32 protein-coding genes and 1 pseudogene are annotated in these 26486 nt (G+C 59.2%); 17 read left to right on the top strand and 16 right to left on the bottom strand.

The annotated features are described in order from the left end of the window. Positions 1 to 1331: HAMP domain-containing methyl-accepting chemotaxis protein (locus HK44_RS29375; RefSeq protein WP_019692599.1), on the bottom strand; the 1331-nt coding region annotated here is incomplete at its 3' end. 225 nt (positions 1332 to 1556) lie between these two features. Here HK44_RS29375 and HK44_RS29370 point away from each other — a divergent pair. Both HK44_RS29370 and HK44_RS29365 read left to right on the top strand, forming a co-directional pair. Next, positions 1557 to 2129, top strand: coding sequence for a recombinase family protein (locus HK44_RS29370; protein ID WP_011078028.1), 573 nt, complete (start codon positions 1557 to 1559; stop codon positions 2127 to 2129). 3 nt (positions 2130 to 2132) lie between these two features. Beyond that, positions 2133 to 5100: pseudogene (locus HK44_RS29365) on the top strand (Tn3 family transposase). Here HK44_RS29365 and HK44_RS29360 read toward each other — a convergent pair. From HK44_RS29360 to HK44_RS29300, 14 genes are all read right to left on the bottom strand, one after another. Further along, entirely contained in the window at positions 5077 to 5577 is a 501-nt protein-coding gene (locus HK44_RS29360; RefSeq protein ID WP_141651785.1) for a hypothetical protein, read from the bottom strand. The pseudogene HK44_RS29365 and the gene HK44_RS29360 overlap by 24 nt on opposite strands. A gap of 360 nt (positions 5578 to 5937) precedes the next feature. After that, entirely contained in the window at positions 5938 to 6489 is a 552-nt protein-coding gene (locus tag HK44_RS29355) for a hypothetical protein (RefSeq protein WP_019692597.1), read from the bottom strand. Positions 6490 to 6540: 51 nt separating this feature from the next. Beyond that, positions 6541 to 7572, bottom strand: coding sequence for an ATPase, T2SS/T4P/T4SS family (locus HK44_RS29350; protein ID WP_019692596.1), 1032 nt, complete (start codon positions 7570 to 7572; stop codon positions 6541 to 6543). An 11-nt stretch (positions 7573 to 7583) separates the two neighbouring features. Further along, positions 7584 to 8741, bottom strand: a complete 1158-nt coding sequence (gene virB10, locus HK44_RS29345) for a type IV secretion system protein VirB10 (protein ID WP_019692595.1) — start codon at positions 8739 to 8741, stop codon at positions 7584 to 7586. Continuing rightward, on the bottom strand, positions 8738 to 9616 hold the full coding sequence (locus tag HK44_RS29340) for a TrbG/VirB9 family P-type conjugative transfer protein (RefSeq protein ID WP_019692594.1): 879 nt from the start codon (positions 9614 to 9616) through the stop codon (positions 8738 to 8740). The genes virB10 and HK44_RS29340 overlap by 4 nt, the downstream gene beginning before the upstream one ends. Next, on the bottom strand, positions 9616 to 10338 hold the full coding sequence (locus HK44_RS29335) for a virB8 family protein (protein ID WP_019692593.1): 723 nt from the start codon (positions 10336 to 10338) through the stop codon (positions 9616 to 9618). Before HK44_RS29335 ends, HK44_RS29340 begins: the two co-directional genes overlap by 1 nt. Next, the gene (locus tag HK44_RS30340; RefSeq protein ID WP_032491391.1) at positions 10335 to 10526 is read right to left on the bottom strand and encodes a hypothetical protein; all 192 of its coding nucleotides are present in this window, start codon (positions 10524 to 10526) and stop codon (positions 10335 to 10337) included. Before HK44_RS30340 ends, HK44_RS29335 begins: the two co-directional genes overlap by 4 nt. Positions 10527 to 10618: 92 nt before the next feature. Further along, positions 10619 to 11662 (bottom strand): type IV secretion system protein, encoded by a 1044-nt coding sequence (locus HK44_RS30265; RefSeq protein WP_019692592.1) that lies wholly within the window; start codon positions 11660 to 11662, stop codon positions 10619 to 10621. 12 nt (positions 11663 to 11674) lie between these two features. Beyond that, positions 11675 to 11920, bottom strand: a complete 246-nt coding sequence (locus HK44_RS29325) for an EexN family lipoprotein (RefSeq protein WP_019692591.1) — start codon at positions 11918 to 11920, stop codon at positions 11675 to 11677. 5 nt (positions 11921 to 11925) lie between these two features. Next, the gene (locus HK44_RS29320; RefSeq protein WP_019692590.1) at positions 11926 to 12699 is read right to left on the bottom strand and encodes a type IV secretion system protein; all 774 of its coding nucleotides are present in this window, start codon (positions 12697 to 12699) and stop codon (positions 11926 to 11928) included. A 1-nt stretch (position 12700) separates the two neighbouring features. Next, positions 12701 to 15349 carry a VirB4 family type IV secretion/conjugal transfer ATPase gene (locus tag HK44_RS29315; protein WP_019692589.1) on the bottom strand — a complete coding sequence of 883 codons (2649 nt, stop codon included), beginning with the start codon at positions 15347 to 15349 and terminating at the stop codon, positions 12701 to 12703. Further along, positions 15349 to 15639, bottom strand: coding sequence for a VirB3 family type IV secretion system protein (locus HK44_RS29310; protein WP_019692588.1), 291 nt, complete (start codon positions 15637 to 15639; stop codon positions 15349 to 15351). Before HK44_RS29310 ends, HK44_RS29315 begins: the two co-directional genes overlap by 1 nt. A gap of 75 nt (positions 15640 to 15714) precedes the next feature. Continuing rightward, on the bottom strand, positions 15715 to 16014 hold the full coding sequence (locus HK44_RS29305) for a hypothetical protein (RefSeq protein ID WP_019692587.1): 300 nt from the start codon (positions 16012 to 16014) through the stop codon (positions 15715 to 15717). Positions 16015 to 16189: 175 nt separating this feature from the next. Then, entirely contained in the window at positions 16190 to 17062 is an 873-nt protein-coding gene (locus HK44_RS29300; protein WP_019692586.1) for a lytic transglycosylase domain-containing protein, read from the bottom strand. Positions 17063 to 17106: 44 nt separating this feature from the next. Here HK44_RS29300 and HK44_RS29295 point away from each other — a divergent pair, with 44 nt between their 5' ends. From HK44_RS29295 to HK44_RS29245, 11 genes are all read left to right on the top strand, one after another. Next, positions 17107 to 17379 carry an H-NS family nucleoid-associated regulatory protein gene (locus tag HK44_RS29295; RefSeq protein WP_019692585.1) on the top strand — a complete coding sequence of 91 codons (273 nt, stop codon included), beginning with the start codon at positions 17107 to 17109 and terminating at the stop codon, positions 17377 to 17379. 3 nt (positions 17380 to 17382) lie between these two features. Beyond that, positions 17383 to 17799: a hypothetical protein gene (locus tag HK44_RS29290; protein ID WP_019692584.1), complete on the top strand. Its 417-nt coding sequence runs from the start codon at positions 17383 to 17385 to the stop codon at positions 17797 to 17799. Between the two features lie 4 nt (positions 17800 to 17803). Further along, positions 17804 to 18115 carry a TrbM/KikA/MpfK family conjugal transfer protein gene (locus HK44_RS29285; RefSeq protein ID WP_019692583.1) on the top strand — a complete coding sequence of 104 codons (312 nt, stop codon included), beginning with the start codon at positions 17804 to 17806 and terminating at the stop codon, positions 18113 to 18115. Positions 18116 to 18125: 10 nt separating this feature from the next. After that, positions 18126 to 18467: a hypothetical protein gene (locus HK44_RS29280; protein ID WP_019692582.1), complete on the top strand. Its 342-nt coding sequence runs from the start codon at positions 18126 to 18128 to the stop codon at positions 18465 to 18467. 632 nt (positions 18468 to 19099) lie between these two features. Further along, positions 19100 to 19468 carry a hypothetical protein gene (locus HK44_RS29275; RefSeq protein ID WP_015272386.1) on the top strand — a complete coding sequence of 123 codons (369 nt, stop codon included), beginning with the start codon at positions 19100 to 19102 and terminating at the stop codon, positions 19466 to 19468. After that, complete coding sequence (locus tag HK44_RS29270; protein WP_019692581.1) at positions 19468 to 19818, top strand: hypothetical protein; 351 nt, start codon at positions 19468 to 19470, stop codon at positions 19816 to 19818. The genes HK44_RS29275 and HK44_RS29270 overlap by 1 nt, the downstream gene beginning before the upstream one ends. A 3-nt stretch (positions 19819 to 19821) precedes the next feature. Continuing rightward, entirely contained in the window at positions 19822 to 20910 is a 1089-nt protein-coding gene (locus tag HK44_RS29265) for a DNA cytosine methyltransferase (RefSeq protein WP_019692580.1), read from the top strand. Between the two features lie 10 nt (positions 20911 to 20920). Next, positions 20921 to 21181 carry a hypothetical protein gene (locus HK44_RS29260; RefSeq protein ID WP_015272389.1) on the top strand — a complete coding sequence of 87 codons (261 nt, stop codon included), beginning with the start codon at positions 20921 to 20923 and terminating at the stop codon, positions 21179 to 21181. 136 nt (positions 21182 to 21317) lie between these two features. Further along, a complete protein-coding gene (locus HK44_RS29255) occupies positions 21318 to 21524 on the top strand; it encodes a zinc ribbon domain-containing protein (RefSeq protein ID WP_015272391.1) in 207 nt (68 codons plus the stop codon). Beyond that, the gene (locus tag HK44_RS29250; RefSeq protein WP_015272392.1) at positions 21517 to 22134 is read left to right on the top strand and encodes a recombinase family protein; all 618 of its coding nucleotides are present in this window, start codon (positions 21517 to 21519) and stop codon (positions 22132 to 22134) included. Before HK44_RS29255 ends, HK44_RS29250 begins: the two co-directional genes overlap by 8 nt. A 1-nt stretch (position 22135) precedes the next feature. Continuing rightward, entirely contained in the window at positions 22136 to 23257 is a 1122-nt protein-coding gene (locus HK44_RS29245) for a replication initiator protein A (RefSeq protein ID WP_187682511.1), read from the top strand. Positions 23258 to 23695: 438 nt separating this feature from the next. On the opposite strand, the gene HK44_RS29240 is transcribed toward HK44_RS29245, so the two are convergent. Beyond that, a complete protein-coding gene (locus HK44_RS29240; RefSeq protein WP_015272394.1) occupies positions 23696 to 23908 on the bottom strand; it encodes a hypothetical protein in 213 nt (70 codons plus the stop codon). Positions 23909 to 24102: 194 nt separating this feature from the next. On the opposite strand from HK44_RS29240, the gene HK44_RS29235 reads away from it, so the two are divergent. From HK44_RS29235 to HK44_RS29220, 4 genes are all read left to right on the top strand, one after another. Beyond that, on the top strand, positions 24103 to 24753 hold the full coding sequence (locus HK44_RS29235; protein ID WP_015272395.1) for a DNA-binding protein: 651 nt from the start codon (positions 24103 to 24105) through the stop codon (positions 24751 to 24753). 622 nt (positions 24754 to 25375) lie between these two features. Beyond that, positions 25376 to 25801, top strand: a complete 426-nt coding sequence (locus tag HK44_RS29230) for a DUF192 domain-containing protein (protein WP_015272397.1) — start codon at positions 25376 to 25378, stop codon at positions 25799 to 25801. Positions 25802 to 25810: 9 nt separating this feature from the next. Beyond that, positions 25811 to 26047: a type II toxin-antitoxin system VapB family antitoxin gene (vapB, locus tag HK44_RS29225; protein ID WP_012477631.1), complete on the top strand. Its 237-nt coding sequence runs from the start codon at positions 25811 to 25813 to the stop codon at positions 26045 to 26047. Further along, positions 26044 to 26481: a type II toxin-antitoxin system VapC family toxin gene (locus HK44_RS29220; RefSeq protein WP_012477632.1), complete on the top strand. Its 438-nt coding sequence runs from the start codon at positions 26044 to 26046 to the stop codon at positions 26479 to 26481. Before vapB ends, HK44_RS29220 begins: the two co-directional genes overlap by 4 nt. The last annotated feature ends 5 nt before the right edge of the window (positions 26482 to 26486 follow it).

Raw genomic sequence — 26486 nt, 5'->3', positions numbered from 1 at the left:
TTTTCAATCATGGCCTGAATTTCGTTGGCTGACTGTTTCGTGCGCGAAGCAAGCGAGCGCACCTCATCCGCGACAACAGCAAAGCCTCGTCCGTGCTCACCAGCATGTGCAGCTTCAATAGCCGCGTTAAGGGCAAGCAGGTTGGTTTGTTCGGTAATGCTTCGAATGACATCCACTACAGAGCTAATACCAGCACTGTCTGCCTCAAGCTCATGAATCACAGTGGCAGCGTGTTCAACTTCACTGGCGAGGCTGTCAATAGAAGCGATTGTTTGATGAACCACGCGCATGCCGCTTTCAGACTGCTGATCGGCCTCCTGTGCCGCCCGTGCCGCACTGGCAGCGTTCCCCGCTACGTCCTGAACAGTAGCGGACATTTCGTTCATCGCAGTAGCTATCAGGTCTGTCTCCAGCTGCTGGCGGCGGATACCGTCACTGGTTTGACTACTTGCCTGGGCCGTCTGCTCAGCTGCAGCTGCCAGTTGCTCCACGGCACCTGCCAACTCTTGAAAGGTGTGGTGAAAACGCGAAGCCATTTCATTGAATGCGCTAGATATTTCGCCCAGCTCATCACGCCCCTGATAGGTAACTCGATAGCCCAAATTGCCATCAGCGAGCTGCTGACCGCCGACTTGAAGCTCCCGAACGCCTTTGGTGATACTTGGCACAGTGGCCAGAGCCGTGACTGTGACCAGAGACAGAGCCACTACCAGCGCCAGTCCTATCATCGCCACAAGACGCTCGAATTGCTTATCCGCGTTTTGAAAGCTTAATTCAGCTGCCGACGCCTCCGACTCAATAAGAGTGCGCAAGCTGGCATAGGTAGTCATAAAAGCAGGATCAAGGCGGGTTAGCAGGATTTGGTTCCCTCCCGCATAGTCGCCTTGGCGCATCGCATTGAGCGTCGGCAGAACACCATTATCCAAGTAATCAGACAATTTGTTCTGCAGCTCAGTGCTAAGGCGCTGCTGTTCTTTGCTCATTGGTATACGCTGGTAGTCAGAAAGGCGCTCACGGATGATGCTTACGCTTTTATCCACTCTATCGAAATGCATACTCGATGGATGATCATGCGCCTTCTCGAAGGCACTTCCGGGCTCATGCTGAAGGGCAAGCAAAAGCTGAGCACGCGCGTTGTGCATGTGGTTATTGATGTCGCCAAGCTTGTCGATCGGTAGCAACATGTTGTTGTACAGCCGATCAATCACTGCATTGCTGGTGCGCATTCCATTAAGACCAGCCATTGGCAAGCCGACAGCCATAGATGCTAGAAGCACGAGCAAGCCGATGAGACGGGTTTTTATTGAGAAACGGGCTAGCCAACCACTCATCGTGTCACCTCATTATTAGATATTTCAATGTGCCTTCATTGTATCGGCTGGTTCATTTGAAATCTTGAGTCAGGCTCCCCCTCAAGGCTTCTCGCCATATGGCCGGGGGAAATATTAGTACTCAAATCAAATACAAGACCTAAAGGCCGTCAGGTTGGGCTATACCCTAACCGGATGTCAGGCAGCCCAGCGCTACGCCGTCAGATAGAGTCCATCATTAATTTTTTGACCTCTGCTTGCCAAAGTCATAGATTTCAGCCTGACAAATTCAGCAGTTACGACCAGAACCCGGAACGCCAACTGGAACAGACCCAGGTGAGCAAGCTGTTCACCGACAAGGCCTCGGGCAAGGATAATCAGCGCCCGCAACTGGAGGCGTTGCTGAGCTTCGTCCGTGAGGGCGACACCGTGGTGGTGCATAGCATGGATCGTCTGGCGCGCAACCTCGATGACCTGCGCCGCCTGGTGCAGAAGCTGACCCAGCGCGGCGTGCGCATCGAGTTCCTGAAGGAGGGCTTGGTGTTCACGGGCGAGGACTCCCCGATGGCCAACCTGATGCTATCTGTGATGGGGGCCTTCGCTGAGTTCGAGCGCGCCTTGATCCGTGAGCGGCAGCGCGAGGGCATCGCCTTGGCCAAGCAGCGCGGCGCGTACCGAGGCCGCAAGAAAGCCCTGTCCGATGAGCAGGCTGCTACCCTGCGGCAGCGAGCGACGGCCGGCGAGCCCAAGGCGCAGCTCGCCCGTGAATTCAACATCAGCCGGGAAACCCTCTACCAGTACCTCCGCACGGACGACTGATACATGCCGCGTCGCTTGATCCTCTCGGCCACGGAGCGGGACACCCTGCTCGCGCTGCCGGAAAGCCAGGATGACCTGATCCGCTACTACACCTTCAACGATTCCGACCTGTCGCTGATCCGCCAGCGGCGCTGGCGACGCCAACCGTCTGGGCTTTGCGGTGCAACTCTGCCTGCTGCGCTTCCCCGGCTATGCGTTGGGCACCGACAGCGAGCGGCCCGAGCCGGTGATCCTGTGGGTGGCCAAGCAAGTCCAGACCGATCCGGCGAGTTGGGAGAAGTACGGCGAGCGCGACGTGACCCGTCGCGAGCACGCCCAGGAACTGCGCACCTACCTGCAACTGGCCCCGTTCGGCCTGTCCGACTTCCGCGCCCTGGTGCGCGAGCTGACCGAACTGGCCCAGCAGACCGACAAGGGCTTGCTGCTGGCCGGTCAGGCGCTGGAGAGCCTGCGGCAGAGGCGACGCATCCTGCCGGCGTTGAGCGTGATCGACCGGGCTTGCTCGGAGGCCATTGCGCGGGCCAATCGGCGGGTCTACCGCGCCCTGGTCGATCCACTTACGGACTCGCATCGGGCCAAGCTGGACGAGCTGTTGACGCTCAAGGCCGGCAGCAGCATCACCTGGTTGACCTGGCTGCGACAGGCACCGCTGAAACCCAACTCCCGGCACATGCTTGAACACATCGAGCGGCTGAAGACATTTCAGCTGGTGGACTTGCCCGAAGGCCTGGGCCGGCACATCCATCAGAACCGCCTGCTCAAGCTGGCCCGCGAGGGTGGGCAGATGACACCCAAGGACCTCGGCAAGTTCGAGCCTCAGCGACGCTACGCGACCCTGGCCGCGGTGGTGCTGGAGAGCACCGCGACTGTGATTGATGAGTTGGTCGATCTGCACGACCGTATCCTGGTCAAGCTGTTCAGCAGCGCGAAGCACAAGCATCAGCAGCAGTTCCAGAAACAGGGCAAGGCGATCAACGACAAGGTGCGCCTGTATTCGAAGATCGGCCAGGCGCTGCTGGAGGCCAAGGAAAGCGGCAGCGACCCCTATGCAGCCATCGAAGCGGTGATACCTTGGGACGAGTTCACCGAGAGCGTCAGCGAGGCCGAGCTGCTTGCCCGGCCGGAAGGCTTTGACCATCTGCACCTGGTCGGCGAGAACTTCGCCACTCTGCGCCGTTACACGCCGGCCTTGCTGGAGGTGCTGGAACTGCGCGCTGCGCCGGCCGCGCAAGGCGTGCTGGCAGCCGTGCAGACCCTGCGCGAGATGAACGCCGACAGCCTGCGCAAGGTGGCGGCCGATGCACCAACGGCCTTCATCAAGCCCCGCTGGAAGCCGCTGGTGATCACCCTGGAAGGCAACGACCGGCGCTTCTATGAAATCTGCGCGCTTTCCGAGCTGAAGAACGCCCTGCGCTCCGGCGACATCTGGGTCAAGGGCTCGCGGCAGTTCCGTGACTTCGACGACTTCCTGCTGCCGGCAGAGAAGTTCGCCACGCTCAAGCGGGAACAGGCCCTGCCCCTGACGATCAATCCCAACAGCGACCAGTATCTGGAAGAGCGATTGCCGCTGCTGGACGAGCAGTTGGCCACCGTCATCCGCCTGGCCAAGGACAACGAGATGCCCGAGGCCATCCTCACCGAGTCCGGGCTGAAGATCACCCCGCTGGATTCAGCGGTGCCAGATCGTGCGCAGGCGCTGATCGACCAGACCAGCCAGTTACTGCCGCGCATCAAGATCACCGAACTGCTGATGGACGTTGACGACTGGACGGGCTTCAGCCGCCACTTTACCCACTTGAAGGACGGGGCCGAGGCCAAAGACCGGACGTTGCTGCTGTCCGCGATCCTCGGTGATGCAATCAACCTCGGGCTGACCAAGATGGCCGAGTCGAGCCCCGGCCTGACCTACGCCAAGCTGTCCTGGCTGCAAGCCTGGCACATCCGAGACGAAACCTACTGGGCGGCCCTGGCCGAGCTGGTCAACCACCAGTTCCGTCATACCTTCGCCGCTCACTGGGGCGACGGCACGACCTCTTCGTCCGATGGCCAGCGCTTCCGGGCGGGCGGCCGGGGCGAAAGCACCCGGCACGTCAACCCGAAGTACGGCAGCGAGCCGGGCCGGCTGTTCTACACCCACATCTCCGACCAGTACGCGCCATTCAGCACCCGCGTGGTGAATGTCGGCGTGCGCGATTCCACCTACGTGCTCGATGGCCTGCTGTACCACGAGTCCGACTTGCGGATCGAGGAGCACTACACCGACACGGCCGGCTTCACCCATCACGTCTTCGCCCTAATGCACCTGCTGGGCTTCCGCTTCGCACCACGCATCCGCGACCTCGGCGAAACCAAACTGTATGTGCCGCAGGGCGTGCATGCCTACCCGGCGCTGCGCCCGCTGATAGGAGGCACCCTGAACATCAAGCACGTCCGTGCCCATTGGGATGACATCCTGCGCCTGGCCAGCTCGATCAAGCAGGGCACCGTCACCGCCTCGCTGATGCTGCGCAAGCTCGGCAGCTATCCGCGCCAGAATGGCCTGGCCGTCGCCCTGCGCGAACTGGGCCGGATCGAACGCACGCTGTTCACCCTGGACTGGTTGCAAAGTGTTGAGCTGCGCCGCCGCGTGCATGCCGGCCTGAACAAAGGTGAGGCTCGCAACTTGCTGGCTAGGGCGGTGTTCTTCAACCGCCTTGGGGAAATCAGGGATCGGAGCTTCGAGCAGCAGCGCTACCGGGCCAGCGGCCTCAACCTGGTGACGGCCGCCATCGTGCTGTGGAACACGGTGTACCTGGAGCGCGCCACCCAGGGACTGGTCGAAGCCGGCAAGCCGGTGGACGGCGAGCTGCTGCAATACCTGTCGCCGCTGGGCTGGGAGCACATCAACCTGACCTGCGATTACGGCTGGCGGCAGAGCCGCAGGCTGGAAGACGGGAAGTTCAGGCCGCTACGGTTGCCTGGAAAACCTTAGCGTACGATTTTTTCCGAATTCTGCGGGCTCCCCCAGCACGTTATTCGGGACCAGGCCGAACAAGTGCGCGTACCGCTCCGCACGCGACACCCGGCGATAGGGTGCAATGCCCAGGTACTGCTGGCGAGCTTCCACAACCCCAATGGGCACGCCCACTTCGCGGCTGATCTTGGCGGCAGACATGGTGCCCAGGAGCGATTCGTAACCGAGTCCGGGGCCGTGGTAGTCCTCGACAGGCGCCGGCTTGGCCAGGTCAGGGGAGGGCGCCACAGCATCCAGGCCGAACGCCTCGCGCAGCGCCTGCACGACTTCTACGGCCACGCCCGAGGCCTGGGCAATGTCCTCATCGGGAACCAGGCCCAGCGCGCTCTTGTACGGCCTGACGGGATGATCGAGCGGAAGGCGCTGAATGCGCCGTGTGGCCTTGGACCTGGGCTTGATGCCCTGGGACTCGCGGTAAGCTTTGACACTCTTCACCGATACACCACATTTGGCCGAGACAGACCTGTCCGACTCCACGCCCAGCAGGTGCTGGTAAGGGGCGATGGCCACCGCGACCGAGTAAACCTCGATTCCGAACTGAACACGTCGGCGGCGTATGCTGCCCTCGCTGGTGCCGACCAGTTTGGCCAGGTCCCGGTCGGAAAACTTGCCCAGCTTCTAGTCGTACCATCGAGCCACACCAATAACCGTCCAGTTTGTTTGCTTCAAAATTTCCCCTCGTAACACAACATCTTGTGCCGCTGGCCAGCTGATCGAGCACAAGATATAGCGGTAAACAAAAGCCCCGCAAATGCGGGGCTGGTTTGGTGCGAGTGTGCTACTTGCTGCGCACTATCACAGCTGCATCCGGCGCCGCTGTTCTTCACTCACAGCGGCGCTAACCAACGTCAACAGACGGTCTACCGGCTTCTCTACCGATGCGCCGAGGAACAGGCGCTGTGTCGCGTGGTACACCTGGCCATTGGCAACAACGTTGACCATGAGCTGCCATTTAGACGTATCTTCGCCAATGGCGATTGCGCGGCGGGGCTGAACCTCTTGGATCGAGGACAGGCGAATCCATCGCCAGTCATCGACACTGAAGGCCGGGAGCTTTCCTTCCACGCTGGGGTAAACACGGAGCCAGATAGGCAGCTCACCGTGCACGGCAATGCCATCACCGCCCAGCAGGTCCACGACCACGGCCATGACGCTTTCAAACTCGCGGGCGCCAAACTTGCTCACGGAGGGCACCAGCTCTTCCACGCCACTACGACCAAGCAGCAGCAGTTGGTCGTATACATCGCCTGTTTGTGGCTCGCCACAACCCATGGCGATAAGGCTCTCACGCACCGCGTTGGTGATCTCGGAAGCGGTGGCGGTCCAGATATTGGTTGCTTCGGTCATGCATACTTCTCCTTGGTTGTTGCCCTGCAGGGCGCTCAGCGGCTTGAACTCCTACACCGCAGCCATTGCTTGTTTCTTGAACATCGGGTCGTACAGGATTTCCAGCACTTCACGTTTTTCCATGTACACGACCACATCCAACGTGGTGTTGATGGTCTTCATGATTACGTCGTAGTCGAGCGCCCGACCGATTTCCGAGGCCTTTACCAATGTGGCGATACGCGCTGGGGTGCTGGCCGCGCTGTCAGCGTGCGTCGAGAAAATGCCCCCAGGGTGCCCCGTGTTCGCGCCGGCCAGGTAGTCCCAGGCTGCATCGTCGCGCAGCTCGGTCAGGAAGATCCGGTCCGGGGACAGGCGCATGCACAGCTTGAGGCATTCACGCGCCGACATTCGCCCGTCGCCTTCGCCGTACATCAGATAGCCCACCTCATCGAGCCGGTTATCGTCGATTTCGTGCGTATCTTCCATCAGCAGCACACGCTCAACCGTAGGCACCGCCCCCATCAACGAGCGGGTAAGCGTAGTTTTGCCGGAGCCGGTAGGACCGGCTACGGCAATGTTCCGCTTAGTCTTGACGGCCAGCGTCAAGAAGCCTTCCACGTCACCCTTTTCCAACAGCGCAAGCAACTCTTCCTCGAACGGCTCAAGAGAGAATTGCTCAGACTGCTTACGGTGTCGCACCTTGGCAAAGCGGCCTTCCTGGGCAAGCTGGGCCAGGCTCTTCGATACGGGCAAATGCTTACGAATCGACATGAGCATGGTCCCCTCGACAGTCGCAGGAGGCCAGCAGAACGTCCCCCGAGATCCGTCCGGCAACTTCACGTAGCTGATAGGCGTGCGGCCGAGTCCGTTCAGGCTCAGTAGATGGTCATTCAAGGCCCACAGGTAGTCGTAGGTGATCCGTGGGTCGGCGTGCAAGACACGCCCTTTGGGCGTGTCACATACCACCTGGCCGAACTTGTTCACCCGGATCTCGAACACTTCTGGATCGTCGAGGTACTGCCGCAGCGGGGCGAAGTTCGCCGCCGCCAGGGCCATGTCCATGTCTGCTAAAGCCAGGTCGCGCTCGGTCGCAATATCCATATGTGCCTCCCTCACTCCACCATTTCCAGGCCATACACATCGCTGAAATCAACGTCACGCGGCACGAAGATCGAAACGGCTTCGCCGTGATTGACGGTCAGGGTTGGCGGGATGTTGATCGTGGCGCGCAACACTTCGCGGGCCAGCGAATCGGAGGTGTTCGAGGTGTTGTCGAGGTTCACGGTCGTGTCGCTGTCCGACTTGTCGGTGGAGTTCACCAGGGCCTGCATCAGACCACGGCTCAGGTCACTGAACACGGAAATGAACATGGCGCCACCGAAGCGATCCCAAAAGTGGGTATCGACCTGGCCAGGAATGCCGGCGCTACCGAGGCGGTTGGTACCAGGCGCATCGAGGTAGGCCACGGCGCCGTCGCGGTTGCGAACCCGCGACCACAGCACAAAGGCCCTGGCCTGGCCCATCAGGATGCCGCCACTGACTTCGCCTGTGATCTTCGCGCCCTTGTCGATCAGCACCACCGAACCGTCAGCCGAACGAACCTCCTTCGACACTTGGCAGGAAACGAAGCCGGGAACAGTGGTATCCAGCTCGGTGATCGTGCCGCAATTAATCATCGTGCCAGCGGCTATCGACATGCTCATGTTTTTCATGAGTGTCGCCCTGGATGCAGTGTACCGGGCGCTATTCATGCGCGTGGCCAGCTCCGAACTGCCACTGCTGGTTTGTACCGGCTCGGCCTTCTCACCACGACTAGGCGTAGCGACTGCACCCTGGGAGCGCATTTCCTCTGTCCCGCTCGACGCACTGAGCCGGCGCTGCATGGCCTTTTGCTCAGGCGTTAGCTCGACCTTGCCCTGCTGTCCGGGCTGGGTCTGTTGCACCGGCTGCTGGTAGGTACTGGCGGCTTGCTCCTGCTCGGCTGACTGTTCGACAGGTTCGTCCTCGGCGTTCGCAGGTGTGGTTGCGAAGCTCACACCCGGCAAGTTCCTGGCCTTGTTGGGCGAGGCTTTTTCGGCCTGTTCCTGCTGCTGGAGTTTAGGCGCAATCACATTTTTGTAGACGATCCAGCTAATGAGACACAAGGCAATCAGGAACAACACGCCGATGAATGCTCGCAGGCCTGGCACTTTCTTTTTCGGCCCACCATCGAACCCGCCCCGGTCGTCCTCGAACGTGTCCAGTTCGTCGATATTTACGTCGCGGCTCATTCCTCACCCCCTTTCAACACGCGCTTAACCACGGGCGAGTTGGTGCCGGTCTTGCTAGCGCCCAACGCCGGGTTGTAACCGCCATTGACTACACCCACCACGCGATCACCCAGGCGAACCCGCCATTCACGCGCCGTTGTCTCGGCCACGATGATGTTGGAATACTCGCCCTCGATGTGCGTCTGTGGGATGGTTTCCTTGCCATCCGGGCCAATCATGTAGACGTTTGGCAACGCTGCATTGGCCGGAAACTCGAAGTAGGTAAAGCGGAAATCATCCCAGGTGTGGGTCGGCCTGATTTCCTGGCTGCTCTCTTCATCGGAGCGGGTATAGGCGATGTTCACTGGCCCGTTATTACCCTTGGCCAGCGCCTCGCGGACGCGGCGTTCTTCGAGCTTTTTGTTAGCAACCTTCATGTCTTCAAACGGGTATTTGAAGATGACGCCTACCGTGGCTTTGCGCATGCTCCAAGGCGTCTTGATGAACTCTTCTTTCACTTGTCCATCAGGGCCTTTGACGGCATTGCTGCCGATGTAGTGCAGCAGGAAGTAGTACGTCCGTTTGCTGGTCACTACGGTCAGGTTGGTGTCGCTCAGCTCGGCAATCGGCCTGATAAATACGTTGTTGTCCTTGTTGACCAACTCCCAGGCGCTTTTCGCACCGAAGTTATGCGTCACGTAGACCTCATCCGGGGCAAACTGGATGAGGGTTTGCAGGCCCACCACCCCATCGATTTGAACAACGTCCATCGGGTTGTAGATCACCGTCTTGATCCGATAGTCGTAGGGGCTGTCTGTCTTCTCGTTGAGGGCCAGGGCCGGCGCCGATACCAGCGCCGCTGCCAAGGCAGTTGCAATAGCGAATTTGAGATTCATTATCGGCCCCCCACACTGGCAACAGATTCGGCGTTGACTCGGTACGAGTAGACGCGGAATCCAGCCGGGTTGATGTAGCGCTGCGCCGCCGTCAGCTCCATGTTGTCGTAGCGATAGGACAGGGTAGCGATCCAGAATTGCGGAGCCTCATCGGCACCACGGGTACGGTACTTTTCAGTGGTTGAGAAGCGAACCGTAGCGATACCTGTTTCACGGTCGAGGATGACCGAGGAAACCTTGACCTTGACCGACTTGCGGTCGCCAACGGTCTTATCCATGGCTTCCTTGGTGCCCCACTTGTAGCGCTTCTGGTAATCCTCAGCCACATCAGGGCCGGCCATCAGGCCGATAGCGTCATAGTCTGCCTGCGCCGTGTTGAACTCGTAGCTTTCGTAATGACGGATGAACGTAGAAACCCAGTAGGTATCTGCTACATCGCCGTAGCTGGATTGCGGGGTCAGCAACGACACCTGCTGGATAGTGCCGTCACTATTCATAACCAGCATGTGCGCTGGGACCGGCTGGCTGTAGCGGTACATGGTGAAGCCGGTCACGGCCAACGCCACGCCGGCCAGAGCACCCAGGCCAGTCGCTACCCACCAGGCAACTCGACGGGATTTCAGCACCTCATCGAGCAGATCCGTTTCCAGGTTCTGGCGTTCTTCTTGGAACACGGCCATGTCGGCCTTGGTAATTGCCTCGTTCTTATCAGCCCGACTCATTCTTTACGTTCTCCATTCGTGGCCTGGGGAATTACCCCGGGGCGTCCTACAAGGGCGCTGGGCAACGTCTTGTTGACCGGCACCAAATTGGTCATGTCAGGCTCAGGTGCGGGCTTGGGCTTGCTTGCGCATCCAGCCAGAGCCGCAACCAGTAAGATCCCGACCAATCCCGTCGAAAACCGCACCATGTGAATTACCTCAGATGAGAAAAAGACAGGGCCATAATAAATCCCTGAAATTATAATTTCAAGGACTTATTACGGCCCGAATGTGATTCCTTTTAGCCTGCTCGGCGTGAACCTCTGGCCATGCCCTGCATGGCAGTACCAACAGCGCTTGCCGCTGCGCCGGCTGGACCGGCTGCCGCACCTGCCGCTGCTCCAGCAGCTGCACCACCGGCACCTGCACCGGAGCCAGCGCCGGCGCCGCCGCCTTTTCCGCCGTTACCACCACCACCCTTGCCTGGGCGTTGACGGCCCGGTACGAACTGCACCGAAACACCACTACCCCAGGACGCGGCCAGGTCCGGGATCTTCTTGAGGACAAACCATGTCACCACGGTCAGAAGGCCGCAGGTGATGATTGGTACCAAGATCGGGGAGTTGGCAGCCGGATCAGCCGACGCCGCCACCGCCTTGCCGTAAAACTTCATCAGCAGGCCGAAGGTGGCGGACAACAGGATGGTTATCAGCCCGAAGTTGATGACCGAACCGATCCACTTCGAGAACAGCTCGCGCAGGGAATCGAACATCAGGCACATGATAAAGATCGGCCCGAAACAGACCGCGATGGCCAGCATAAACTTGGCCATCAGGATCAAGGCCGCACCAATACCGCAGACCAGCACCGTAGAGAGAAGCACCGCAGCAGCCAGCAAGAAGCTAGCAAGGCCCGGACCACTGGTCACGCCTGCGTTGTCGAAGGCCTTCTGCGCTGTTTTCAAGCCATTTTCCAGCGCCTTGTCGATGGTACTGGCGACTTCGTTCTGCACGCTGGAACCCGACTTGCCATCGACAATCAGGATCGAGGCGAACTCATCGGGGGTTTTCAACGCGACATCTGCGAGTTGTTTCTGATACCACCCGCCAGCCGACGATATGCTCAGAATGAGGCCCCAAAATGCGAACTTCTTGAGCATGTCCGTCAGCGGCTCGCCGTCGCCGCCGTAGAGTTTGAAGGTGCCTTCGACCATGAGAACAATGGTTAAACCCAGGGCAACCAACGGTGTTACAGCAGCAATGATGGTCGCCACGTTCGACGCCACCAACTCCTTGGACACTTCGTCCATGTAGCTGAAAATCTGAGTCGTTGCGTTATAGGCCATTGTTCACCCCCGTCACTTCTTGTCGAGCTTGAGGTCGATGCTGTAATCCGACTGCCCCTTGCCCATGGTCACTACTTGAGCCTCAGCGGCAAGTGCATTCTGGCAATCAGCGCTCACCTGCTCCTTGGCATCGTTACGGCATTCGGCAACGCGAACCGCTCGTTCCTTGTCATGCTGCATGTACCACTCTTTGGTGTTGGCCTCACCACAAGCGGCCAGGGCAGCGAAGAGTGGCAGCAGGCATACGATCTTTTTCATAACGGTCATTCCGTGAGGTTAGGGGCTTCGAGACTGTCGTTTTTATCGCCAATGACATAGCGGCGAACGGCGGTCTGTTGTTGTTGTTGCAGTACCTTGTCTTGCGACTGCTGGAGGATGGCCATCAGTTGCAGCTTGGCCTGCTCGCCCTGGATCGCGCCCTGGGCGGTCGAAATCCTGGCTTGCAGGTCTGCGATCTCTTTCTGCGACGTGGTTGTGTCGATCTGGTTGGTCAGCGTCTGGATATCTTCCAGTTCGCGCATCTGGTTGTTGTAGGCCTGCTGCGCCATTACGCGGTCATACGCCCCTTTCTCCTTGAGACGCTGGTTCACCAGGTCCAGGGCCTCGCTGCGGCCCATGTTCTCCACCTCGCTATCGAACTGCCCGAGCATGTCGCGCACAGAACCTGTGATGCTCGAATTGCTGTTCATCGCGTCGGAGTAAACCTTGCCCCAGTCAGCCGGCAGGTTCTTTTGCAGTTCCCCAGCACTGCCTGGCAGCATCCCACCGAATCCGCGTGCGCCGGTCATAGAGGCGTACATGCCTTCTTGGGTTTCCAACTGCGACTTGAGATTGGCCAACTGCTGGACCATGTTCTCGACTTGCAGCACCGTGTTGGCCAGCACGCCAGGGTCTTCGACAATGACCTGTGCATGCGAGACGCTCGCGACACCCAGGAAGATGGCCATCGTGCAACTACGCACAATGGCTTTTGCCTTGAACGCCGGCAGACGCTTTACGTCCTGGGTCGCCGCAGCGGCGAATACGTACTTTTCCATGTCAGTTGCTCCTGTTCTGTTGCTTGGGTAAAACCGCTTCCCAGTACTTCGGCAGCCACACCTCTGGCTTGGCGTTTGGATTGGCGGCAAGGATGCTTTCCAGGCGATCCGCATTGTCCGGGGTGCCCGAGAGGATGCTGATTGCCTTCTCCATCCCGCGCAGATCCATGGTGGCAATGGCCGATTGACTGCCCTGCTTGACCAAGAACTGACGGCTGAATTCAGGGATGTTAAGCAGCGCCTGATATTCCGCCTCGGTCAGTTTCAGCCCCTTCATGTAGTCCACTGGGTCGGCTTCCGGGTTTTCCAGCAGGATCTTGGTCACGCACTGCTGCATGATCGTTTTGCCGATCCGGCTTTCCAGGGCGTCGTTTGGTTCCTGCGTGGAGAAGACGTAGATCGCGTCCTTTTTCCGGTCGGTCTTCAAGCCGCGCTTCACTTCAACATCCATGTAGGGATCGTCCAGATACTGGGCGAACTCATCGAATACCTGAATCACGCGGCAGCTACCATCGATGGCCAGGCGCACGCGATAAAACAGATACATCAGCAACGGCGTGCGCGCTTGTGGGGCCGGCTGATCCGGGGCCACGATAAAGTCGGTCAGGTCGAAGCCAAACACCTTGTGCGTGTCGAAGGTCAGGGCGTCGGACGGGTTATCGAACAACCAGCCATGTTCGCCACCTCGGCACCAGGGCTTGAGCATTTCAGCCAGGGACAATTTCTGCTGGTTGTTAACTCGTGCCGCTGCCGGGATCTGCCGCCAGATCGCATAGAACGAACGCAACTCCTTGGCGACCAGGCCACTGACCATCACATGGTCGACAGCTTTGCCGATGAGTTCCACGTCGGTCTGTTCAATCGGGCCGCCGTTCGTGGTTTCCGCGCAAATCCTGATCAGACGCTTGACCATGGCCACGTTGGCGGTAGTCGGCTCGATTTGCGCCGGCTGCCAGCCCGTCGATTCGCCCTCGCGCAGCACGGTATAGCGCCCTTCCAGGGACGTCACCAGGGGCATCATGCCCCGGTCTTTGTCGTAGCAGATCACCCGAGGCTCGAACTTGCTGGACTGGGTAATCAACGCATTGAGCAAGGTCGTCTTACCGGCACCGGTCTGGCCGAGGATCAGGGTGTGGCCTGGCGGGCGCTTGCCGAACGACTGTTCTTCCATCGGCGACACGTGCCAGTTGAAGAACAGCGGCGTACCTGCCGTGGTCTTGAACAACGTGACTGCTGGTCCCCAGGGGTTGTTGTTCGCCTTGCCAGTCATGAAGCCGTGAAACGGCGAAAAACACAGGAAGTTCCAGCTATTCACGGGGACCGGGCGAGGAACGAACGCATGGTTGGCCGGCAGCATGGCGTAAAAAGCAGCCTCGGAAGCGAGGCCAACTGAGTCAGCCTTGATACCGCAGTCGGTCATCATGCCCTTGGCCTTGCGAGCTAGTTTCTGTACGCCTTTCGCAGTGTTTGCCCACACGTGGATAGTCGCGTGATGGAAACCCATGACAAACCGCCGCGAGGTCACATCGTCCTCGGCGTCTTCCAACTGCCGAATCTGCGACTTGCCCTTGTCCTTGGTTTCCAGCATCGATTTCTGCTGGTTAGACAGGAACGTCTGAGCAGCCCCCAGTGACATGCAGCAATAGGATTGGGTCAGCACGTACTCAAAATCTGCTTCCATCAGCAGGTTCAGCTGGCCAGGCTCCGTCTCATCGTCGTAATCGACGATCTCAACACCAGCCAAGTAATCAATACCATCGAAGCGGCGGCGCTGGATAATGTCGCCCCAAATAGAGGATACGGGCCGGGTTTCCACCAAATACGAACGAATCTTCGAGCGGCAAACGGGTACTGGCTGCCAGTAACCGTTGATGAGGAACGACAGCCATTCCAGGGCAGTAGAAAATGCCCGAAGGCTCCCGGCGCTTTCTGACGCAGTAACTGCCGGCGCCGGCGCGGTCTTCACCGTATCGGCCAGAAGGTCGTCAGGATCGATATCGAAGGCATCAGCCTCAAGCCCGGTTTCATCAGCCAGCCAGGTGTCATCTTCCTGATTCTCGGCAGTGGCGATTTCGCCGCGGCTGTTGCGATAGTAGACGCCCAACCGCTCAATACCGTAAGGCTTGAGCGTGTGCATGACACGACTGCTGATCTCTTCCAGGGCGCTCAACGCCTCGTTGCGCATGTCTACCAACTCTTCGCGGGTTGGTCGCTCCATCTTGGAAAAGACCTTCTGCGCCAGGTCGCCTACGGGGTTGTAAACCACCGTGAGGTAGAGATCATTCACCATCAGCGGCTTAGACTGGAAGCTCTTGCGGTAGCTGTCGTCAAAGTGCTGGGCGAACGCCAGGTTCCACTCCGTTTCAGGGTAGTCGTTGACCTCGCGGTGATGCTGATGGGTCCAATACTTGACGTGCTCGGTGCTGATCTGCCTGAACATGGTGTTCAGGTCGCGGTGCCAGCGGATCAGGTCGAGATCCGAGGCGCAATCGTGCGTGCGCCCACGAAGCTTGAAGATCGTCAGCAGCTCGCCGTTTTCCGTGCTGATTACGTGATCGGTGATGTGGTGTTGATACGGTACGAATTTTTTGAAGGAAGGTTCCTTCGTGAATTTTTTGACGCTCTTTACATCGCGGGTTGTTACGGCCATTAGTCTTGATCTCCGTAGTCCCTGGGCGAGTAACTAGACCCACCCCACAAGTTCGTAAATGAGGATTCAGACCTGTTCACAATCTTGGTTTTCCAAGCCAGGTAGAGAATCCGAAAAGCTCGGTCATCGTGTTTGGTGATGCACCATTCGATGACAAACAGGAACACGAACACCCCGATGGCCCACAGGTGGATGAACTGGAACAACGCGCCGCAGAACATGAAGGTGACGAGCAACACAGTTCGAGGCACACCAGCTAAGGTCGGCAACCGAGTTACCCCTTTGAACAAGGGGAACCGTCCTTGTGAGAAATTCAATTCGATAACCTCCCAAGGGCGGGACCAGTAGGTCCCGCCCTACTGGTATCAGCTGAAGAAGAAACTGACGATGTAACTGGCAGAACCAGCACCGATCATTGCGAGGGCGCCACGGGTAGCGAAGTCAGCGCGAACCACGTGCGCCCACCAGAGGATGCACAGCACCGCCAGTACCACGGCGCAGGCCAGCGGAATCCACGTATCGAGCCAGGTTTTCATCGAGGTCAGCGAAGAGTTTGCCGTATCAACCCCCGCTGCTTGGGCCAGGGTAGACCCAAAGATGCACAGCAGAACCATGCAGACCATGCCCAGTTTCTTGCCGTTTACACCAACATTCAGTTTGTCCATATTTCACTCCGTTACTGGTAAATCAAAGTCCGTTAATAGAAGCTCACACCTTTCGATGCTTAGCTTTTCCCTCAGCCACTCGGCTAACAGTCGAAGATCAGCCCACGTTCTAACCTCCCCTGTATCCTTTACGCGCAACGAACAACACACCGTTTGCCCGTCGTCGCTAATGACTTCAAAGAGTGGAAGCCATTTCTTTTCTTCCAACCTCTGAATCCATGTCCGTATTAATTTCTTCTTGCTGCACATTTCCTCTAATTGTTTTTGCTGGATGAGAAAGACCTTCATTGGGCGCTCCGTCATGTTGCCGCGCCATCACCTCGAAACCGTCTTGAGTGCTATTGGCAAACCCGTCCGGGGTTGAATCATCGAACCCATCAGACCTACCTAACCTTGCGTTTTCAGCCGGTAGCGCGTTCTCCTGCCCAACGCTACTTCCCACCTGGCCGCCTTCACTCTCGACTCCATCGACGCGCAGCGCAGGCACTTTCATAGTGTTATTGGCTTGAGCCACGGCAAGAACCTTTCCCACATATCCATTTGTGTAACCGTCCCGCTGGTTGCCGGTGTTGTAGCAACTAAGGGCATTTCGCAAAGCAGCCTGCCCGTCCTGATTAGTCACAACAGCGGCCCGGTAGCAGTCCGACAAGATTCGGTCCAGGGCGGCCAGATTCTTACACGGCTCAAGCATGTCCACAGCAGAAACCCCTAACGCTGCCAAGTTCCCCGACCAGATTTGCCCGTAGCCGGTATCGAAACTGGCGCCTTCGCGAGCAAGCTTTTCGACTACCCCCTTCGCGTCCTCGAAGGTTTCAGTCTTCGGCTGCTTACTCCAGGGCACGCCGTTTACATGGACTGCAAATGGGTTGTTTCTCGACTCATGGCTAACCAAATAACCGACCGTCTCAGGCGCCACGTTCGGCGCACATTGCTTTGCCAAAGCCATGACACTCATCGACAATTTACCGTTCGCATTAGCCAGCAATGGATTTCCGGCGGCGACGAGCGCAAGAGCAATGACTGCGGTGAAGGTTTGATGGTTGGCCATTCCGTTTGTCCTTGAAATTGCAATTTCAGTGAGTAACCGCTATTATGAGGGCAGTTGAGAACATGTCAAGCGAATGCGATGACAAAGATGCCGACAAGAGCAAACCAGCGGGGAAACCGAAATCCGTGCCCACAACACGCGAACTGGAATTCGTACCTTTGGGAGAGAGACCGCCGCGAGGCCAGGCCAGGTATAGAGATCCAACCAATCCGTTTCATACGTGGAGCGGCAGGGGTAAACGCCCCGCTTGGTTGAAGGAGTATCTGGACGCCGGCAGACAGCTCGCGGAATTCGAGATACAGGAAAAGGAGGACTGAGATATGGGTGAAGTCGTTGAGCTGCCCGCAGGCAGAAAGCGGAACCGCCAGGTGCAGAAGATCCGCACTGTGGCTACGAAGGATCGAGCAGCGAACGGTAAGCAACCGTCGTTCTTGGCAAGGGCTGCCTCGGGCGCTAAACGCTTCGCCATCGATGCTTTGCGTATCACCACCGGCAACCTGTTCGGCCTCGCAGGCCGACTGCTTTGGCTTGTGCGCCGCCCCATTAGCCTAGTGCTGACGTTCGGCGCCGTGTCGATGCTGGTGGTATTCGTCATCCAGGCCGCCAATGGCTGGCCCGATCCGAAACTGGTTGTGCTGTCCATAGTCGGTTTGATCGCCTTCCTTGCCGCCTCGGGCGGCTACGACCGCCTAGCCCGCGCATTTTTCCACATCGAGCACAGACTAAAAGGAGAGTAGTCCCATGAAACGATCAACGGTCGTCGTCGCCCTCTTGGCCAGCCTGGTACTGGTAGGCACCGCAGAAGCCCGTGACCCGTGCAAGACCATGATGTGCATGGCAGGCAAAGCAGGTCTCAAGGGCGGTTCGCTGGCAGACAGCGATTGCAGCGGAGCGGTATCCGACTTCTTCTCAATCGTCGTCAAGAAGAAGGGCAAATTCAAACCCGAGGCAACAGCCCGGGCCAGGGAAGAATTCTTGAATTCCTGCCCTGGCTCGGACAAAAACCAAGGCACCATCAGCCCGATCATTTCAATGTTCGGCATGACACGTTAAGGAAATCTCTATGGAAAACAGGACTCGCACTATCACCAAACTCCTGCCGGCATTGTTGCTGGCCACCGTTGGCCTAACTGGCTGCGCCACGTCGAAACAGGCGGATCAGACCAACGAGCAGCTACACCAAGTCAATCAAGGTCTGGTCAACATTTCGGCCCAGCTCGCCGCCCTGGAAGCGAAGGCAAACCGCCCTGCCCCAGCTCCTGCCCGTGGCTGCCTGCTGGGCGGTCAGATCTACTCACCAGGCGCAGTAGTCGCGGGTCGGATTTGCGAAGACACACGCGGTATTCGCATCAGCGATCAACCACCAGTGTACGGCTGGGGCCTGCACACCAACCCACGGCGATAAGCCTCCACAGAAGCCCGCGCAAGCGGGCTTTTTCTTGCCCATGCGAAACCTTGGCCACGGCTTTCCTACTGCGCACCTGGCCCGCCAGGCGCTGCGCGCTCCGCTTGCCCTCCGGCCTGTCGGCCTGCGCGGCGGCCTGCTGGCCACCTTGCCGCCCCTGCGCGTCCTGGGTGTGCTCATCACCCTCCGGCTGGCCGCTATCAGCCCTATTCGCCTACCCTCCGCTGGGCCTATGCCGTCAAGGGGCTTTCGCGGCATATGCTCACTCCCTCCGGTCGCTCCGCTATTCCACGGTCCCCATGACGGCGGCCCAGCTCCGGGTAGTCGGGGCTTACCGCGACCAACCGAAGGCTGACGAGCAGATCCACCGGGGGAGACTTACGCTCCAGGGCAAAAGCGGGGCTGCACCCGCTTCGCGGGCGCGCTTTATGTTTACCTCCCGCTCCCACCTCGGCATCTAAGCAGCTCCGAAAAGCGCGCCGCGTCAAGTCAATTATTCGTCAAAGATTGTTTGACCAACAGTTGACGACAGGGCCGCGATTTGAGATACTAACCACGTCGAAGCAATACCGCTTCAACACCCCGGAAACCAGCGGCGGCAACCGCTCCGGGGAATCTGCGAAGGAGTTTCCATGAGCGCTTATATCCTGAATCGTTTTCACATCTCCGCCATTCTCATGTTCACCTGCACCGGCAAGCCGGATGCGACCACCTACCAGATCCTTGCGGATCAAGGCCAGCAACTGCTTGACGAAAACATTCGCTCCGTGCGCACCCGCTACCCTGGCGAAACCTTCAAGGGCGAGCTGTTCGGCCTGGATGAAACTGTGCGCAAACCTACCCCGCTCGAAGCCCTCAAACTCATCCAGTGCTTGGAGTATCAGTCCAACCAAAACCCCGACTATTACGCTACCCAGGCATTCCGCACCCTGCATGAAATTCGCCGCATAGCTCAGTCCAAGCTGCCGGGCTGGGACCAGACAAGTTGGGATTTTGTCTGATGGCTGCGAATGCCCATCACGTAGCGCCGCCCATGTGGCGCTACTCCCTTCGATGGTGCCTGCCGCACCAGCCCTGCCCTGGCGACTTTGAGTTGCTGGTGATCGAGGCCCCAGCGGGGACGCGGATGCCGGAAGAAATGCACCAGGCATGGCAGCGCCGCCCCGTGGGTTACGGTGTTTGCCTGGACTTCCCCCAGTCCCGCGCCGTCAAGCGCTGGAGTGCCGAGGCCAAAGACCGGGTACGCAAGCAGAAGATGGCCAAGCGCATCGAGAAGGCCGCGCCGCTGTTCGCTGACGAGTTGATCGCCCGCGAGCTGGAGCAGCGCCCCGACTACTTCAAGGGGGAGTGAACCATGCTCAGTACGCAGATCCGCCCAGCACAGCCTGGGCTATTCACCGCCCAGGCCCTGGGCGTTGACGACTTCGAGCTAAGCCAGATCACCGCCGAGTTCAGCGCCATTAGCTCGGGCGAGCTGGAGCACCACTTGTTCGACGCGCCTAGGCCGTCCGAGATCGTGCGCCTGGCCGACAAGGTGGCCCGCCACACCCGGTCACACGGCTGGCTTGACCAGGCCGCCGCCCAAGCCCGCATTGCCGAATGGAAGCGCCACGCCTTCGCCCAGGGCGAAGGGCGGGCCAATGCCTACAAGGTAGTGCTGTCGCTGTTCGACCATACCGGGCAGTGGTCGCAGCCGTGGGAGGATGCCGGCTACCAGGTCCTGCGCTTCGACATACAGGACAACCCCGTTACCGGCGACGTAAACGAGTTCGGCGCCGGCTTCTTCGGTGACTGGTTTGGCGATTTCGACGGCCTGGATATCTACGCCATCCTCGCCGCGTGCCCGTGCACAGAATTCGCCACCAGTGGCGCCCGACACTTCGCAGCCAAAGATGCAGACGGGCGCACGGTTGCCGCCGTGCAGCTCGTTCACCAGACATTGCGCACCATTGAATATTTCCGGCCTGCCGTATGGGCCATCGAGAACCCGGTAGGTCGGATCGAAAAGCTGGGCGGCCTGCCGCCGTGGCGCCTAGCCTTCGACCCGCACCACCTGGGCGACCCGTACACGAAGAAAACCCTGCTTTGGGGCCGCTTCAATGCAAACCTGCCCATTGCCCCGGTCGAGGCCTCGGACGGCTCGAAGATGCACCGCAAGTTCGGCGGCAACCGCCTCGCCACCAAGAACGCCCGCAGCGCAACCCCGGAAGGGTTTTCCTACGGGTTCTTCATGGCCAACAACGCCCAGGACAACCCGGCGCTGGCCATAGCCTACAAATACGACCGACTCGACGCCGGCCTGCTACGCGCCGCGCTCGATGCTAATGTGAGCGCCCGCGAGATCGACGAGCTGGTGGCGGATGCTTACTACATGGACATGGACGATAGCGCTGCCGAGTCAGCGCTACGCCAAGCGATCTCTACACAGAACCCACCTACATAGGACTGCCGTTATGCCGAAACCGAAGCGCCCAAATATGACCCTGCGCGAGCAGGAGGATGCAGCCAAGATCCAGTGTTACGACTGGAACGCCCAGTACAAAGAAGGCGTGACAGTGACCTATGAAGAGTTGCTTGGCTCGGGCGAGTCGATCCAGACCAAAACCTGCGGTCGAGCATTCGTCATGTGCTGCGAACCGGTCATCATGGTGGAGGATGTTTCGGGCGCAGTGTCCCTGGACCACTGCACCGTTGTCGCAGAGGAAGCCGCGTAGATCCCGGCAAATGCCTGTGCAGTAAACGGTCGTTTTCTGCACACTTTCAAAAAGCGCCCAGGGGCGTTTTTTTGGGCATAAACTGTTAACTTTCTCGTAACTTTTCAGTGTCTACATTAGGTGTACGGAAATTGCCATGATGAGCAAACCCATCCCGACCACGCTGTACGTGTACCGTTGCACCGCATGCGGCCATGCTGGCCAGCTACACCTGGCCGAAACCGCTGCCGAGTTGACGACCGCTTGTACATGTTGCGGGGCCGAGGTCGTGGCCGAGTGGGATGGCGGCGTGGTGCTATCGACCGACAAACCAGGCCAACCACATGGAGGTGACCATGCGTAACGGCAAAGACTCTTCAACCCTGGACATATTGACCGGAGGCCTGCGCATTGGGTACGCCCGAACCAGCAAGCAGGACCAGAACCTGGACCTACAGCGAGACGCGCTTGTCGCCGCTGGTTGTACGCGGATCTATGAGGAACAGATCAGCGGGGCCAGGGCCAACCGGCCCGAGCTGGAGCAGATGCTAAAAGCACTCCGCCCAGGGGATACCGTTGTCGTGTGGCAGCTTTCCCGCTTCGGTCGCAGCCTCTCCCACCTGCTCCAGCTCATGGCGCAACTGGAAGCCATGCAGGTTCGCTTTGAATCGCTCACCGAGCACATCGACACCAGCACGGCGGGCGGACGGATGCAGTTGAACGTCTTCGCCACCCTGGCGGAGTACGAACGCGAGCTAAACCGCGAACGGACCATGGCCGGCCTGGAGGCCGCCCGCGCACGTGGGCGCAAAGGGGGTCGCAAGCCGACGCTTGGAGCGAAGGAGATCCGCGATATCAAGATCCTGCTGGCCGATCCCTTGACGACCGTCAGCGACGTGGCCGCCAGGTTCAAAGTCAGCAGAACCACCATCTACAAGTATCTGAGCAAGGAGGCCCAGCATGTCGTCCAATGAGTTGTTTGATATCGATCCCGACCTGGCCACCTCGCCACTGCCGAAACGTCGCTCTGCGGCCAAAGCCCCCTTGGTCGGGCAGGACGCAATCAACATCGACAAGTGGCGCAAGCGCATTGAGGCCGAAGCCCGGCCAGGCGAAACCTACCAGCAGGCGGCGGAGCGGCTGAAACGCGAAGAGGCGAAGCAGCCGAAGGACAAGACACCAGGGCGCGAGGCGGTGAAGGCCTCAGCGGGCCGCAAGCAAGTTGTGGTGCTCGAAACGCAGCTCGATTTCTGGATTGCGACCGGCCTGCCGGCGATCCCCAAGGACGAGCGGCCTACAATGGAGCACCCGATCTACGCCGTGGAAGACGGAGACACCAGGCAGATCACCTACGAGCACAACGGGAACAAGATCGAGATCATTCCCAGCGTTGCCGGTCGGGCGACCCAGCATGACAAGGATATCGTGCTGTTTTGCGTGTCGAAGCTGGTGGCCGCGATCAACGCCGGCATAGCCGTATCACCGACTATCGAGACGACCGCTCACGAACTGTTGAGCTTCACGCGCAGCAGTACCAGCGAGCGCGGCTATGAGCTGCTTAGCAAGGCGTTCGACAGGCTCACCGGTACTCGCATGCGGGCCACCTTTGAATCGACGAAAGACCGTGACGGTAGCCGGCGCTGGGTGGGCCTGCTCGATGACGTGGAGATCATCACCAGGGGCGCCAAGAACCGCATGTGCGCCATTCGGATCAAGGTATCCGACACCACATTTAACGCTGCGAAAGCCATGGATGTGTTGACCATTCCGGGCGACTATTTCGGGCTACGCAGCGCCATCGCCAAACGCATCTATGAGCTTTGCCGAAAGCATTGCGGCGGCCAGGGCCAATGGAAGATCGGCCTGACTCTGCTGCAAAAGAAGGTCGGAAGCGCCCAGGCGGAAAAGAAGTTTCGCGCCAAGGTCAAGGAGCTGGCCGAGGCCGGCAGCTTGCTCGACTACTACATGACCTACCTGCCCGACGAAGACGCGGTGTTGTTCTTCAACAAGTCCGACGCCGGCAAAGCGGCCTTGCTCAAAGCCACGCGCAACGGTATCAAGACGCCACGCAAAGCAAAGGCCGCACCCGCTGCATGAGTCATGGCAATTCGTCACTCCAGGGACCGGAAGGGGTCAATCCACTGATGTGTAAGGGTTTTTCTCTATTGATTCATGCGTTCTTGAGCTGTACCGCAGCCCCTTCGGGGGCTTTATCTGCGCATTCGTCACTCCAGGGACCGCGCCCAATTTCGCGGCCTAGCCGGTTCGTCACTCCAGGGACCGCGATTCGTCACTCTAGGGACCGCCGATTCGTCACTTCGGGGACTGGGGTTCGTCACTCCAGGGACCGCCTATTTCGTCACTCCGGGGACCAGAACCACCCGCCAGCCCAGGTAAATCAAGGCCTCGCAAAACGCTAACAACGCGCGCGCGTATTAACCTTTTAACTTAAACCTTTAACGGCTCTGATTTGACTGAGCTTGTGGATAACTCACGGATAGCGTTCGACACCGGCACCGTGCACGCGCCACGGGATCACTCCGGGTTGTCCTGATTGCCCCACTGGTACTCCCACACCAGTCCAGCGCGGCGTTGCTCATAGTCAAACGGCTTGATGATCCCCGAAACGAACAGGGCCGACAGCAAGCCCTGCGCCATGCCGTAGTAGACCGTGCGGTCGTGGCTCATGCCGTCCGGGCAGTCATTCTTAGGAGGCAACGGTGCGAAGGGTGGCTGGTCGTCATACATGGCAGCAACTCCTATGGAGGCGGGGCATTGAAGTATAGGAGGGTGGAATCGAACGGCTGCTGCGCTCTGGTGCGGTGGCTCGCCCGCCGCGCTGGAGCGGAGCCAACAAGGCCAACTGGCCGCGTTAGGCTGTATTGTATTTTGTAGTATGTTGTATAATACTACACGCTACAACATACAAAGGAGCACGCCCCATGGCACTCACCAAGGAAATGATCTGGAAGGCCGCCGACGAACTGGACGCTGACGGCACTAAGCCCACCCTGGCCAACGTGCGCAAGCGCCTGGGTGGCGTCGGCAGCTTTACGACCATTCAGGAGGCCATGAGCGAGTGGAAGAACCGCAAGCAGCAAGAGGCCCAGCCACTCATCGACCCACCACCACCTGCCCTGGCCCAGTTGCTGGAGAACTTCGGCGCCGATATCTGGAACCTGGCCCGTGTTGCTGCCGACCAGGCCCTGGACGGAAAGCGCCGAGTGATCGAAGAGAATGCCGCGCAGATCCGCGAGCAGGCCGAGGAAGCGATTGCCCTAGCTGATAGCATGGATGCAGAGCTGCACGACCTGCGCGCCAAGATCGCGGGCCTGGAGGAAACCGCAGCGCTGTACCGCGAGCTACAGGCCAACTATCACGCCCTGGAAGAACGTGCCGAGCTGGAGTTGAAGCACCAGAAGGACCACAGCGCCCAGGAGATCCACCGGGCTGTCACCAGGGCCAACGAAAAGGACTCCGAAGCTATCGAGGCACGCAAGAGCGAACGCCAGGCCCTGGACCGCGCAGCACGCGCCGAAGGTCAGGTAGAGGCTCTGGAAAAACAGCTTGGCCTGGCTAAGAAGGGCAAGTAACCCACAAACGAAAGGGAGATCAATCACATGGATAGCACTAATCTGGATTGGCTTTGCCGCGTGGCTGGCTTATCACGGCCCCATGCAAGAGACGGGCTTCGATTGGCTACTGTTCGCCTTTGTCGTAGTCATTCCCAAAGGCTTTCGGGGCGCTCTGTACGCCTCGACGGCGCCTCAAAACAGATTCAGCGAGGGTTACAGCGCCAAGGATAAGCGCCTGCCATTGTACTGGGTTTTAACCCTGCTCTTGTTCGCTATCAACCTGGGCCGAACCATCACCGACTTAATGAGTTGATCGGTATCAGCACTTCCCCAAGCCCGCGATGCGGGCTTTTTCTTGCCTGCCGGCAGCCGCCCGCCACTCGCACCGGACAGACTCGGGCAAGCCTCGCTAGTCAGCCACACGCACCAGGCTCTACGAAGATTCAGGGATTCTTGGGGAGGGATTACAGGAGGGCCAGAAATGGCGAAGCCCGCTGCACAGCAATGCAAAACGGGCTTCTAGTGCTCTGCGAAGGAGCGCATGCCCGCAGTATAACGACGCACCCCAGCGCGCTCAATTGCTCAATTGACATATGCTTGCCATATGCTAGGATTCTCTTGGAGATTGAAGGAGGTTCCGATGCTCAACCGCTGCTTACCTGCGTTGCTTTTGGGGGCCGTGCTCACCACACCGGCTTATAGCGATGATTGCCGGTTGTCGTTCCAGAATGGCGCGACACTCGACCTACCCGTGGCCACCACCGAAGCCGCACAGGCGCAGGGCCTCGCCGGGCGGCCAGATCCAGGGCGAGGCATGCTGTTTCTCTGGACTACGCCGGCAGTGCGATTTGTGTGGATGAAGAACACCCCTGCCCCATTAGACGCGGCTTGGATCGGAGCAGATGGGGTTATCCAGAGCGTACAAGAGCTGGAGCCACACACAACCGCCAAGCATTCATCATTGCGGCCCGCCCTCGGCATTATCGAGGTGCCACGCGGCCAGCTTGCAAACCTGGGCATCGAGCGCGGCAGCACCATCACCGCCTCAACGTGTTTCAACTTGTAGGAGGTTCCCATGCGTACCGTTTCCATTTTCATGAACAGCCGAAACCAGGCGATCCGCATCCCTCGGGATATGGAGTACCAGGGCGTTTCCGAGCTGGAGATTATCCGCGACGGCGAAACGCTGATCCTGCGCCCTGTGCGCCCCTCCTGGGCATCGTTGCGCGACGTGGCGGCCGCAGATCCTGACTTTCTGACCGAGCGAAAGGATGTGATCGAGGAAGACCGTTTCCTGGGTGACTTCACATGAGCAAAAAGACGTACATGCTCGATACGAACATCTGTTCGTTCATCATGCGCGAGCGCCCCGACGCGGTGCTGGCCAAGCTGGAACAGGCAGTCACTAATCAGCACCGGATTGTCGTTTCGGCCATCACCTACTCCGAAATGCGTTTCGGGGCCGCCAACCCCAAGGCATCGCCCAAGGTTGCAGCGATGGTCGATGCCTTCATCCAGCGCCTGGACGCCATCCTGTCCTGGGACGCCGCCGCCGTAGATCAAACAACGCAGATCCGCACCGCCCTCGCCCGCCTGGGTACGCCCATTGGCAACAACGATGCAGCGATAGCCGGCCATGCCCTGGCCGCTGGGTGTGTTCTGGTCACGAACAACACTCGCGAATTTGCTCGCGTTCCTGGCCTAGTCCTTGAGGACTGGACCCAACCCGCCATTACCAAGAGTTGATACGC

The organism is Pseudomonas fluorescens HK44 (assembly GCF_000217955.3).
GTDB classification, from domain to species: domain Bacteria; phylum Pseudomonadota; class Gammaproteobacteria; order Pseudomonadales; family Pseudomonadaceae; genus Aquipseudomonas; species Aquipseudomonas fluorescens_AQ.
The sequence above is the reverse complement of the archived record's forward strand: the minus strand, read 5'-3'. Positions and strand labels throughout refer to the sequence as shown.

What these genes read in the sequence shown, in the direction of transcription:
- HK44_RS29295 (WP_019692585.1), top strand. Translation starts at nt 17,107, where the DNA reads ATGAGGGCAGTTGAGAACATGTCAAGCGAATGCGATGACAAAGATGCC.
- HK44_RS29325 (WP_019692591.1), bottom strand. Translation starts at nt 11,920, where the DNA reads ATGAAAAAGATCGTATGCCTGCTGCCACTCTTCGCTGCCCTGGCCGCT.
- HK44_RS29305 (WP_019692587.1), bottom strand. Translation starts at nt 16,014, where the DNA reads ATGGACAAACTGAATGTTGGTGTAAACGGCAAGAAACTGGGCATGGTC.
- HK44_RS29275 (WP_015272386.1), top strand. Translation starts at nt 19,100, where the DNA reads ATGAGCGCTTATATCCTGAATCGTTTTCACATCTCCGCCATTCTCATG.
- HK44_RS29320 (WP_019692590.1), bottom strand. Translation starts at nt 12,699, where the DNA reads ATGGAAAAGTACGTATTCGCCGCTGCGGCGACCCAGGACGTAAAGCGT.
- HK44_RS29270 (WP_019692581.1), top strand. Translation starts at nt 19,468, where the DNA reads ATGGCTGCGAATGCCCATCACGTAGCGCCGCCCATGTGGCGCTACTCC.
- HK44_RS29285 (WP_019692583.1), top strand. Translation starts at nt 17,804, where the DNA reads ATGAAACGATCAACGGTCGTCGTCGCCCTCTTGGCCAGCCTGGTACTG.
- vapB (WP_012477631.1), top strand. Translation starts at nt 25,811, where the DNA reads ATGCGTACCGTTTCCATTTTCATGAACAGCCGAAACCAGGCGATCCGC.
- HK44_RS29260 (WP_015272389.1), top strand. Translation starts at nt 20,921, where the DNA reads ATGCCGAAACCGAAGCGCCCAAATATGACCCTGCGCGAGCAGGAGGAT.
- HK44_RS29265 (WP_019692580.1), top strand. Translation starts at nt 19,822, where the DNA reads ATGCTCAGTACGCAGATCCGCCCAGCACAGCCTGGGCTATTCACCGCC.
- HK44_RS29230 (WP_015272397.1), top strand. Translation starts at nt 25,376, where the DNA reads ATGCTCAACCGCTGCTTACCTGCGTTGCTTTTGGGGGCCGTGCTCACC.
- HK44_RS29340 (WP_019692594.1), bottom strand. Translation starts at nt 9,616, where the DNA reads ATGAATCTCAAATTCGCTATTGCAACTGCCTTGGCAGCGGCGCTGGTA.
- HK44_RS29220 (WP_012477632.1), top strand. Translation starts at nt 26,044, where the DNA reads ATGAGCAAAAAGACGTACATGCTCGATACGAACATCTGTTCGTTCATC.
- HK44_RS29315 (WP_019692589.1), bottom strand. Translation starts at nt 15,349, where the DNA reads ATGGCCGTAACAACCCGCGATGTAAAGAGCGTCAAAAAATTCACGAAG.
- HK44_RS30340 (WP_032491391.1), bottom strand. Translation starts at nt 10,526, where the DNA reads ATGGTGCGGTTTTCGACGGGATTGGTCGGGATCTTACTGGTTGCGGCT.
- HK44_RS29280 (WP_019692582.1), top strand. Translation starts at nt 18,126, where the DNA reads ATGGAAAACAGGACTCGCACTATCACCAAACTCCTGCCGGCATTGTTG.
- HK44_RS29335 (WP_019692593.1), bottom strand. Translation starts at nt 10,338, where the DNA reads ATGAGTCGGGCTGATAAGAACGAGGCAATTACCAAGGCCGACATGGCC.
- virB10 (WP_019692595.1), bottom strand. Translation starts at nt 8,741, where the DNA reads ATGAGCCGCGACGTAAATATCGACGAACTGGACACGTTCGAGGACGAC.
- HK44_RS30265 (WP_019692592.1), bottom strand. Translation starts at nt 11,662, where the DNA reads ATGGCCTATAACGCAACGACTCAGATTTTCAGCTACATGGACGAAGTG.
- HK44_RS29250 (WP_015272392.1), top strand. Translation starts at nt 21,517, where the DNA reads ATGCGTAACGGCAAAGACTCTTCAACCCTGGACATATTGACCGGAGGC.
- HK44_RS29355 (WP_019692597.1), bottom strand. Translation starts at nt 6,489, where the DNA reads ATGACCGAAGCAACCAATATCTGGACCGCCACCGCTTCCGAGATCACC.
- HK44_RS29255 (WP_015272391.1), top strand. Translation starts at nt 21,318, where the DNA reads ATGATGAGCAAACCCATCCCGACCACGCTGTACGTGTACCGTTGCACC.
- HK44_RS29300 (WP_019692586.1), bottom strand. Translation starts at nt 17,062, where the DNA reads ATGGCCAACCATCAAACCTTCACCGCAGTCATTGCTCTTGCGCTCGTC.
- HK44_RS29235 (WP_015272395.1), top strand. Translation starts at nt 24,103, where the DNA reads ATGGCACTCACCAAGGAAATGATCTGGAAGGCCGCCGACGAACTGGAC.
- HK44_RS29350 (WP_019692596.1), bottom strand. Translation starts at nt 7,572, where the DNA reads ATGGATATTGCGACCGAGCGCGACCTGGCTTTAGCAGACATGGACATG.
- HK44_RS29290 (WP_019692584.1), top strand. Translation starts at nt 17,383, where the DNA reads ATGGGTGAAGTCGTTGAGCTGCCCGCAGGCAGAAAGCGGAACCGCCAG.
- HK44_RS29240 (WP_015272394.1), bottom strand. Translation starts at nt 23,908, where the DNA reads ATGTATGACGACCAGCCACCCTTCGCACCGTTGCCTCCTAAGAATGAC.